Source organism: Micromonospora echinofusca, from assembly GCF_017614955.1.
Lineage (GTDB): Bacteria > Actinomycetota > Actinomycetes > Mycobacteriales > Micromonosporaceae > Micromonospora > Micromonospora echinofusca_A.
On sequence record NZ_WVUH01000047.1, the window covers coordinates 18,889 to 29,488 of the forward strand.

Here is a 10,600-nt window from a genome sequence, read left to right on the forward strand (position 1 = left end):
GGGTCAACTCCCTTCACTGAACAGGGTCGCGGAGATCGTGCGCAGCTGGATGTTCGACGTACCCTCGTAGATCTTGCCGATCTTGGCGTCGCGGTAGAGCTTCTCGGCCGGGCGCTGGCTGGTGAACCCGATGCCACCCAACGTCTCGACTGCGGTGGATGCCGCGCTCTCGGCGACGTCGGAGGCGACCAGCTTGGCCATCGCGGTCGCGCGCAGCCGCGCCACCGCCGACATCCCCGGCAGGTCCTCCACCGTCTGGTACAGCAGGGCCCGGGCCGCCGCCAGCTCGGCCGCCAGCCGGGCCAGCGGGAACCGCACCCCCTGGAACTCGGCGATGCGACGGCCGAACTGGGTCCGTGACCTCGCGTGCGCCACCGCCACGTCCAGAGCGCCCTGGGCCAGGCCGACCAACTGGGCCGCGATACCGAGCTTGCCGATGTTGAGGGCCTCCACCGCCAGTTCCCCGCCGGCGTCCTGGCGGCCCAGCACGTTGGCCGCCGGCACGCGGACACCGGTCAGGGTCAGGTCGCAGGTGGAGCTGGCGCGGATGCCGAGCTTGTCGTGGCGCGGGCCGATCGACAGCCCCGGCGTGCCCCGCTCCACCAGGAACGCGGTCAGCGCGGCGCCGGTACGGGCGAAGATCAGGAACAGGCCGGCCTCGGCGGCGTTGGTCGTCCACGCCTTCGCCCCGTCGAGTAGGTAGTCGGCGCCGTCCCGGGTCGCGGTGGTGCTCATCGCGAACGCGTCGCTACCCGCCCCGGTCTCCGAGATGGCGAACGCGCCCACCGCGTTCGCCGTCAGGCGAGGCAGGAAGCGGCGTCTCTGATCACCGGAACCGTGCCGCAGCAGCACGCTCGTCACCAGTGCGTTCTGCACGTCCACCAGTACCCCGACCGCCGGGTCGACCTGGGACAGCTCCTCGATGGCGGCGATCACGTCGACCAGTTGTCCGCCCAGGCCGCCGTACGACGTCGGGACCTCGATGCCCATCAGACCGGCCTCGAACAGCTCCTTCACCAGCGTCGGGGGGTACGCGGCAGCACGGTCCATCTCCGCCACCAGCGGGGCGACCTTCGTGCGGGCGAACTCGCGGGCGGTGGCCCGCAGATCCCCGGTCACGACAACTCCACGGGCAGGCGACGGATCCCCCGCAGCACGCACGAGCGCACCCGCTGAACCGGACCGGACAACTGGACCGTCGAGACCCGTTTGGCCAGCTCCTCGAAGAGCACGGTCAGCTCGATCCGCGCCAGCGAGGCACCGAGGCAGTGGTGGCCGCCCTGGCCGAACGCGATGTGCCGGTTCGGCGAACGCCGTACGTCGAAGCGCTGAGGGGCGGCGAAGACCTCCTCGTCGCGGTTCGCCGAGGCGTTCCACACCACCACCGACTCGCCGGCCCGGATCTGCTGGCCGCCGAGGGTGGTGTCGGTGACGACCGTCCGCATCGCGTGCATGCCGGGGGTGGTCCAGCGCAGTATCTCCTCCACCAGCGTCGGCACCACGGCGGGGTCGGCGCGCACCACCTGCCACGACACCGGTCGTTCGGCCAGCGCCAGCAGGCCGCCGGCTGCGGCGTGCCGGGTGGTCTCGTTGCCCCCGATGATCAAATTGGTGCAGTTGAGCAGGACGTCCTCGGTGTCGAGCGGGTGCCCGTCGACCTCGCCGTGCACCAGGGTGCTCACCAGGTCGTCGGTCGGCGCGCGGCGGCGCTGGGTGGCCAGGTCCTGGTAGTACTCGAAGATCTCGCCGTAGGCCTGGGTCCGCTCCCCGGCGGACACCTCGTCGGCGGTGGTCGGGTCGCCTCCGCCGAAGGCCGTGCTCGTCAGGTGGTACATCCAGTCCTGGTCCGCCGGTGGTACGCCCAGGATCTCGCAGATGATCGCGACCGGCAGCCGGGCGGCGACGTCGTCGACGAACTCGCAGCGTCCCGCCGCGACGGCCCGGTCCACCAGCGTGACCACCGTGTCGCGGACCCGGTCGTCCAGTCGGCGCATCATCCGCGGGGTGAACACGCCGCTGATGATCCGGCGCAGCTTCGGGTGCCGTGGCGGGTCGGTCACCACGAGCATCCGGTTGGCGGCCGGGTCGCCCGCCTCCGGGTCGATGCCGAGCACCATCCCGCGCGCGGAGGAGAACGTGTCCGGGTCGCGGTAGACGGCCACCGCGTCCCGGTAGCGGGTGACCGCCCAGAACTCGCGTCCCGCCGTACCCGGATTGCGGAACACCGGCGCGGCACCACGCAGCGCGGCCCACACCCGGTCCGGGTCGCCCCGCTCGTACAGGTCCGGGTCGGCCAGGTCGATCCCCGCCAGGTCGATCCCGTCGGTGGCTACCATCAGCGGGCCTCCTCCGGCACGTGGTCGAACGTCAGCATCTGGGTCCAGCCGCGCGCGGACTTCTCCGGCGGCGCCTTGCGGGTCATCACGTTGCGCACCCGGCACAGCAGCGGGTTCTCGAACTTCTGCATCCGGTCGAGCGTGAACACCCGTCGCCGCAGCCAGTCCAGCCGTGGCCGGCGCCGGTTCTCGTAGGACCGCAGGGCCGCCACCACGTCCCCGTCGGCGCGGGTCAGCTCCGCGCCGAGCACGGCGGCGTCCTCCAGGGCCTGGCAGGCACCCTGGGCGAACACGGTCGGCATGGCATGGGCGGCGTCACCGAGCAGCGTCACCCGGCCCCCGCCCCACACGTCCGCGCTCCGGCGCACCAGTACCGGGACGGCTGCCACACCCGCCGCCGGGGTCGCGCGGACCAGTTCGCCGAACATCGCCGGAAACCCGGTGGCGAAGTCGGCGGCCACCTGCTTCGGCGGCTCACCCGCAGCCAGTCGGCGGCGCAGCAGGCTGTTGGTGCCGACCGTCCACGACACCTGCCCGTCGCCCAGCGGCCAGCAGCCGAACCCACCGCCGCGCGGCCCCCAGGCCATCAACACGGTGTGCGGTGGTGCACCGCCGTCGGACTCGGCGATGCCCCGCACCGGCAGGCTCACCGCCTCCGGGTCACCGTCGCCGACCACGCCACGGCGGACCGCGGAGCGCGCGCCGTCCGCGCCGACCAGTGCGCTGCCCCGGACCTCGGTGCCGTCCTCCAGCATCAGCACCACCGAGATGCCGTCCTGGCGGTAGGACCGTACGGCGGCGCCGAGCCGAACCGGGATGTCGGCGTCCTTGCACGCCTCGTACAGCAGCCGGGTGAGGTCGCTGCGGCGGATGTTCACCGACGGCGCGCCGACGGCGCGGCCGATCGCGGCGACCGGGGTGGCGGCCAGGAACCGCCCCCGGTGGTCCCACAGCTGCATCGCGTCGATCCGGTCGCCGGCCGTCAGCACCGCGTCGGCCTGGCCGACCCGCTCCAGCGCGGTGAGCGCGTTGGACCACAGGTTGAACGCCGTGCCGGCCTCCCGGTGCGGGTCGACCGCGCGCTCGACGACCTCCACCTCCCAGCCGGCCCGCCGGACGGCGAGCGCGGCGGCGAGCCCGCCCACTCCCCCGCCTGCGACGACGATCCGTTGTGCGGTCAATTCAGCTCACCTCCGAGTGCGCGACGGCGGGGCGCCGCAGGAAGCCGACGTCGGCGAGGTAGCGCAGGTACCGGCCCAGCACGTCGGCATCGACCGGCGGGCAATCCGCGATCCCGGCCAGGAACTCCTGCGTGGCCCCCGAGTCGAAGCGGGGATCCCGCATGCCGTGGCTGGCGTGTTGCGTCCACTCCGCCAGCAGTGCGATCGCCACCGACCAGTCCTCGTCGGTGGTCGCCGACCGGTCCACCAGGTCGGTGTACCAGCGGATCATCTCCCGCGAATCCGGCGGGTAACCGGCGCGCTCGAAGCCGGCCCGCAGGTCTTCGAAGACCAGCGGACGTGGGTTGACCAGGTGGAAGATCCGGCCCAGTGCTTCCGGACGGGTGGCGATCGCGGCCATCGCCCGGGCCACGTGGTCCACCGGCACCATGTCCAGCCTGCCCTCGAACCGGGGCAGCGCGCCGAGCCCGGCGCTGGCCTTGAGCAACTCGGCGAGCGCGTCGTTCGTGGCCCGCCACACCCCGGTGCGGCTGTCGCCGGCGACCCGGCCGAGGCGGTGGATCACCACCGGCAGGCCGGCGTCGCGGGCCTGGGTGACCAGCCGCTCGGCCACCCACTTGGTCTCGGCGTAGCCGTTGGGCAACCGGGGTGCCGAGGGGTCCAACTCGGTCTCGGCGCCACGGCTGTCACCGTCGGTGGCCCGGCGGGCGGCGAAGACACCGACGCTCGACACGTGGTGCAGCACCGACTTCCGTCCCGTGGTCGCCAATCGGATGATCTCCTTGGTGCCCGCGACGTTCACCGAACGCAACCGCCGGTAGGGGTAGAGGAAGTTCACGTACGCGCCGAAGTGGAAGATCTGGTCGGCCTGTTCCGCATGCCGGTCGAACTCCTCCCGGGAGAGCCCGAGGAACGGCTGGGCGAGGTCGCCGGGCACCGCGTGCACCCGGTCTGCCAGGTCGTCGGACCACAGCTGCAGGGTGCGCAGGTGATCACGTAGCCGGGCCGAGGCGGTCCCCGGGTCGGCCGCGCGGACCAGGCAGTGCACGGTCGCGTCGGTGGTACGGGCCAGTTCGGCGACCAGGTAGGCGCCGGGGAAGCCGGTGGCTCCGGTGACGAACACGTGCCGGGTCCGCCCCGACCTGTCGGACGCCGTGGAGATCGCCTCGACCAGGTCGGCGTCGAGTACCGCCTCGGTGGCCAGGTCGGCCTGTCCGGGTCGGTCGGACTCGAGCCTCGGGGCACCGCCGCCGTGGATGATCTCGGCGACGGCGGCGATGGTCGGGGTTTCGAAGAGCCTGCGCAGCGGGATGTTCACCTGCCAGCTGGCCCGGATCGCGTTGACCGCCCGGGTCGCGAGCAGCGAGTGCAGACCCAACTCCTGCAGGTCGTCGTGCACCCCGATGCGGGCGACGCCCAACACCTCGGCGAGGATCTCCGCCAGCCGGAGCTCGGTCGGCCCGCGCGGGGCCACGTAGTCGGTCCCGCCGGACGGGCGCTCCGCGTCCGGCAGCGCCCGGTGGTCGAGTTTCCCGTTCGGGGTCAACGGGATCTCCTCGATCGTGGTGACCGAGGTGGGCACCATGTACTCGGGCAGGACCTGCGCGCAGTGCCGCACCAGTTCCTCGCCGGGAACCGGCTCGCCGGTCGGCACGACGTACCCGAACAGCTGCTCGCCGCGGACCACCGCGACGGCGGTGCGGACGCCCGGGTGGCTGCGTAGCCGGGTGGCGACCTCACCGGGTTCCACCCGGTAGCCGCGCACCTTGACCTGACCGTCGGCGCGGCCGAGGTACTCCAGCTCGCCGGTGGCGGTGAACCGACCCAGGTCCCCGCTGGCGTACATCCGCGTCCCGCCGTCGGTGAACCGGTCCGGTACGAACCGGCGGGCGTTCTCCTCGGGACGGTTGACGTAGCCGGCGGTCACGCCGGGGCCGGCGAGGTGCAGTTCGCCGGGCGCGCCGAGCGGGGCGAGCCGGCCGCTGGCGTCGAGCGGATAGATCGCGGTGTCCGGCAGGGCCCGGCCGATCAGGCTGCGCGGTGACTCCTGGGTGGACTCCTCGGGCAGCACCCGGTGGTGGCAGACCCACACGGTGGCCTCGGTGGGTCCGTAGGCGTTGACCACCCACGGCCGGTCGGGGTGCCGCTCGAACCACCCGGCGAGGGTGGACGGGTCGACCTTCTCCCCGCCGAGCACCTGGACCCGCAGCGACAGCTGCTGGTCCACGGTCGGCTCGACCGAGATCAGCTGCCGGAACGCCGACGGCGTCATGGTGCAGACGGTGACCCGTTCCCCGGCCAGCAGCGCCAGCAGGTCCTCGGGTGAACGGCTCACCGCGTGCGGCACGACCACCAGCCGGGCGCCGGTGGCCAGCGAGCCCCACAGCTCGTAGGTGGCCCCGTCGAACGCCGGCGAGAAGAACATGGCCCACACGTCGTCCTCGCCGAGGTCGAGCTCGGCCTGCCCACCGCGGACGAGACGGAGCACGTTGCGGTGGGTCACCTGCACCCCCTTCGGCTCGCCGGTGGATCCGGAGGTGTACATGACGTAGGCGATGTCGTCCGGCGCCACGTCGACCGGCTCGACCGGCTCGGGCAGGTCACCGTCGAGCAGCACGACCGGCAGGTCGGTGGCCGGCGCGACGGCGGACTCGGTCAGCACCGCTGCGGACGCGGAGTCGTCGAGTACGAACGCGTGACGGCCCGGCGGATGTGTCGGGTCGAGCGGCACGTACGCCGCGCCGGCGGACAGGATCCCGAGCAGGCCGACGACCAGCCGGGGGGTACGGTCGGCGCAGATCGCCACCCGGTCGCCGGGCCGTACACCGGCGGCGCGGAGCGCGGCGGCCACCCGGTCGGCGCCGGTGGTCAGCTCGGCGAAGGTCACGGAGGAACCGTCGCCGACCAGGGCCACCTTCTCCGGCAGGCGGGCGGCCTGGGCCCGCACCACGGCCGGCAGCGACTCGTCGGCCGGGACGGTCTCCGCGCGGACGGCCAGCGCCAGGATCTCGTTCCGTTCCTCGACCGGCACCACGTCCACGTCGCCCAACCTGCGGTCCGGCCCGTCGGCGAACGCGGCCAGCGTGGTGCGGACCCGGGCGAGCATGCGACGTGCGGAGGTGGTGGTGAACCGGCGGCGGTCGAAGATCAGCCGCAGGGGAATCTCGTCGCCGGGCAGCACGATCAGACTCATCGGGTACTGCGGCCGGCCGTCCACGTCGTACCCGAGCAGCTCCATGTTCTCGTCGGCGAAGGAGATGTCGGGAATCGGGACGTTCTCGTAGGAGACGATCGTCTCGAACAGGTCCGCCGAGCGCGGCGCGTCGGCCCAGCCACGGATCACCGGCAGCGGCGCACCGGCGTGGTCGCGGGCGCCCATCACCCCGGACTGCACGGTGTGCAGCCACTCCTCGACCGGTCGGGACTCCTCGACCGGGACGCGGACGGGCAGCGTCACGATGAGCGGGCCGACGATCGATTCGCAGCCGGGCAGCTCGGCCGGCCGGTGGGACATGGTGGCACCGACGGTGACGTCGGGTTCCCCGTAGCAGCGGGACAGCACCAGCGTCCAGGCCCCCTGCACCAGGGTGTTCAGGGTGAGCCGCCGGCTGCGGGAGAAGTCGCGTAGCCGGTTCGCCAGCTCACCGAGTTCCAGCGCGACGTACCCGTGCCGCACCGGGTCCCACCCGTCGCCGCCGGGGTCGGCCCCGGCCAGGTCGCCACCGGGCGGGTCGCCCAGGTCCAGCGGCGCCGGCGGCTGATGGCCGGCGAGCGCCTCGGTCCAGTAGGCGCGGGCCGCGTCCTGGTCCTGCCGGCGCCACCACGACACGTAGTCGCTGGGCCCGTTCGGTGTCGGCAGGGTGATCTCCCGCCCGTGGTAGATCGCCTTGTACAGCTGGACGAAGTCGCTCATGATCAGGCCGAACGACCAGCCGTCCATGATGAGGTGGGAGAACCTCCAGGCCAACCGGAAGGTGTCGGCGTCGAACCGGAACACGGTGAGCCGCAGAAGTGGCGCGCTCTCCAGGTCGAACCCGCAGCGGCGCTCGGCGAGCAGGTATGCGGTGAACCGGCGCTCCCGTTCGTCGGCGGGGTACCCACTCAGGTCGATCTCGTCGCAGGGCAACGTCGCACTGCGGTGCACGATCTGCACCGGCCGGTTGATGTCCTCCCAGGAAAAGGACGTCCGGAGTCCCGGATGCCGGGCGATGATCGCCTTCCAGGCCGCACGGATCACGTCGACACGCAGCTCGCCGCGCATCGTGAAGTGCATCTGTTCCACGTAGAAGCCGGCTGACGGGGCCTGCAGGCAGTGGAACAGCAGCCCCTGCTGCAGCGGTGTCAGCTCGTAGACGTCCTGGATGGCGGTCGCCTTCATCTTCTGGTCACTCCACTCCGGGTTGGGTCGGCCTGCAGGGTCGCGATCAGCTGGTCGAGCAGGGCGGACCTGGCCGTGTTGACGAAGAAGTGGTCGCCCGGCAGGAAGCGCACGGCGAACGGGGCGCGCACGTGGCGGCGCCAGGCCAGTACGTCCACCGGCGGCGCCTCGGGATCGTCGACACCGCCGAACGCGGTGGTCGGGCAGTCCACCGTCACGTCCGGGGCACGCCGGTAGGTGTCGGCGATGCCGAAGTCGGCCCGCAGCACCGGCATCATCAGGTCCATCAGCTCGTCGTTCTCCACCAGCTCGCGCGGGGTGCCACCGAGTCCGGCGAGGTGCGAGCGGATCGCCGCGTCGGAGAACTGGGGTGCCGGGTTGCGGGTGGGCAGATGCGGCGCGCCCGCCCCGGACGGGTAGAAGTGCTCCGGGCGCCGCCCCTCCCGGGCCAGCAGGCGCACCAGCTCGAAGCCGAGCATGGCGCCGAGGCTGTGCCCGAACACCGCGAACGGCCCGTCCAGCTGGGCTGTCACGGTGCGGTGGACGTCCGCGACGAGATCGTCGAGGCGGGTGCGGACCGGCTCGTGGAACCGGAGTCCACGGCCGGGCAGCTCGACCGGTGTCACGTCGATCCAGTCCGGGAGCTGCCTGTCCCACTCGGCGTAGATCCGGGCCGAGCCACCGGCGTACGGCAGGCAGAACAGGCGTACGTTCATGACGCGTCCGTGAGTCCGGCCAGCACCCTACGCAGTTCGTCGCCGTCGAGACCGGACAGTGGGAAGTCACCGGCGCTGACCGATGCCTCCGCGCCACGGCAGTGGGCGAGCAGGTCACGCAGGCCGGCCACGACCGCCTCGGCGTCCGGTGCGGCGCCGGTCCAGACCACCGTCAGCCGGCCGCCCACCACGGCGGCGGTGACCTCGTCCGGGTAGGTCCGTGTCCGCGCCGAGGGCAGCTCGGGCACGGATCCCAGCCAGCGCAGGGACAACTGCGGGTTGCCGGGTACGGCCGCCGTGGACCGGGCGGCCTCCTTGGCGGCGACGAGCAGGGCCGCCGGATCGTCGGGCGGGTCGAGCGCCACCAGCCGGGTCCGGGTGAACGGGCCGACCGCACCGGTGAGGTCGAGGCTCGGTACGTCTCTGCGGGCGTCCCGCTCGAGCAGCACCACACCCGGGTCCGCCACCGCGACGATCACGGCCAGGCCGACCTCGGCGAGTGACATCCGGTACGCGGCGTGCGCGGTGTCGGCCAGTTCGGTGCTCTCCTCCTCGGTGAGCGAGGCGGTCACGGTGGTCGCGTCCGCCACCCCGATCTCCGGTACGGACAGGTTCGGCGGGGGACCGTCGTCCTCGGCGACCGCGCTCAACCACGCGGGCAGCGGCACCGGCTCGGCCGGGGGCAGGTCACCGGCCAGCGCGCGCCCGAACTCGTCGGCGAGCAGCGCCCGCGAGGTCTCGTCGACCACCGCCGGGTGCAGGACCCAGACCAGGGTCCGAGCGCCGGCCAGGTCGAACAGCGCGGCCTTGACCACCGGACCCTCGTGTGGCGACAGTTCGTCGCCCATCTCGGCCACCATCGACTCGAAGGCGGTGGCGCGGCGGGCCTCCGGCAGCGCGGACAGGTCGATCGTCGGTACGTACTCGGCCTCCTCGGCGGGCGGCCGTACGGTCTGCTGACCGTTCACCAGCAGCAGCCGCAGCGCGGGATGGCGACGCACCAGCGCCGTGACGGTCCGACCGGCCACCTCGGCGGTCACCTCGGGCCCGACGGTCACCTCGATCCGCCGGGCGGGTGCGTCGAGCGCCGCGCGCTGGCCTGAGGTGACCGGCAGCAACCGGGCGTCGGCGTCGACGCGGTCGCCGGAGCGGGCCAGCGCTGCGGCTGCGGCCTTGCCGATCGTGGGCTGCTCGAAGAGATCCTGCAGGGTCAGGGCGATGCGGGCGTCGTTGGCGCGGGTGACGATCTGCACCGCGGTGATCGAGTCCCCGCCGATTTCCAGGTAGTTACGGGCCAGGTCGACCTCGGCCAGTCCGATCACCTCGGCCACGATCGCGGCGACCTGGGCGACGAGTCCGGTCGGGTCGTCGAGTTCGGCGACGGGCCCGGCGGGTCCGGTGTCGGCTGCCGGGTCGGGCAGCGCGGACCGGTCGACCTTGCCGTTGGCTGTCAGCGGGAGCTCGGACAGCGCGACGAGGGTGGGGGGCACCATGTAGGTGGGTAGCCGATCGCGCAGGTGCCGGTCGAGTTCGGTCTCGTCGAGCGTCGTCTGGTCCGGCACGTAGTAGCCGACCAGGCGGCGGTGGTGCCGGTCACCGAGCGCGACAGCCGCCCCCGCCCGCACCCCCGGATGCGACACCAACGCACTATCGATCTCACCCAACTCGATCCGATAACCACCAACCTTGACCTGAAAATCCTCCCGACCCAGAAACTCCACATTCCCGTCCGGACACCACCGACCAAGATCACCCGTACGATACAACCGCTCACCCGACACCGGATGCGTCACAAACGACGCCGACGTCCGCTCCGGATCACCAAAATAACCCTCCGCCAAACCCACCCCACCAATAAACAACTCCCCCACCACATGAACCGGACACTCCTGCCACCGGTCATTCAGCACATGAAAACACTGATTCGGCAACGGCCGACCATAAGGAATCGAATCCCACGACCCGTCAACCTCACCAACCTCATAACAG

General features: G+C 72.2%; 6 protein-coding genes. All 6 read right to left on the bottom strand.

The genetic code is table 11. The features are described 5' to 3' along the window. Positions 1–3: 3 nt before the first annotated feature. The 6 genes from GSF22_RS08450 to GSF22_RS08475 are packed head-to-tail and all read right to left on the bottom strand — an operon-like array spanning position 4 to position 10,275. Positions 4–1,119 (bottom strand): acyl-CoA dehydrogenase family protein, encoded by a 1,116-nt coding sequence (locus GSF22_RS08450; RefSeq protein ID WP_307803835.1) that lies wholly within the window; start codon positions 1,117–1,119, stop codon positions 4–6. Further along, positions 1,116–2,336, bottom strand: a complete 1,221-nt coding sequence (locus tag GSF22_RS08455; RefSeq protein ID WP_208812580.1) for a cytochrome P450 — start codon at positions 2,334–2,336, stop codon at positions 1,116–1,118. Before GSF22_RS08455 ends, GSF22_RS08450 begins: the two co-directional genes overlap by 4 nt. Next, entirely contained in the window at positions 2,336–3,517 is a 1,182-nt protein-coding gene (locus tag GSF22_RS08460) for an FAD-dependent oxidoreductase (protein ID WP_208812582.1), read from the bottom strand. The genes GSF22_RS08455 and GSF22_RS08460 overlap by 1 nt, the downstream gene beginning before the upstream one ends. Before the next feature lies 1 nt (position 3,518). Then, positions 3,519–7,895, bottom strand: a complete 4,377-nt coding sequence (locus tag GSF22_RS08465) for a non-ribosomal peptide synthetase (RefSeq protein WP_208812584.1) — start codon at positions 7,893–7,895, stop codon at positions 3,519–3,521. Next, positions 7,892–8,611 (bottom strand): thioesterase II family protein, encoded by a 720-nt coding sequence (locus tag GSF22_RS08470; protein ID WP_208812586.1) that lies wholly within the window; start codon positions 8,609–8,611, stop codon positions 7,892–7,894. Before GSF22_RS08470 ends, GSF22_RS08465 begins: the two co-directional genes overlap by 4 nt. After that, on the bottom strand, positions 8,608–10,275 hold the full coding sequence (locus GSF22_RS08475; RefSeq protein ID WP_244366689.1) for an AMP-binding enzyme: 1,668 nt from the start codon (positions 10,273–10,275) through the stop codon (positions 8,608–8,610). Before GSF22_RS08475 ends, GSF22_RS08470 begins: the two co-directional genes overlap by 4 nt. Positions 10,276–10,600 lie beyond the last annotated feature (325 nt).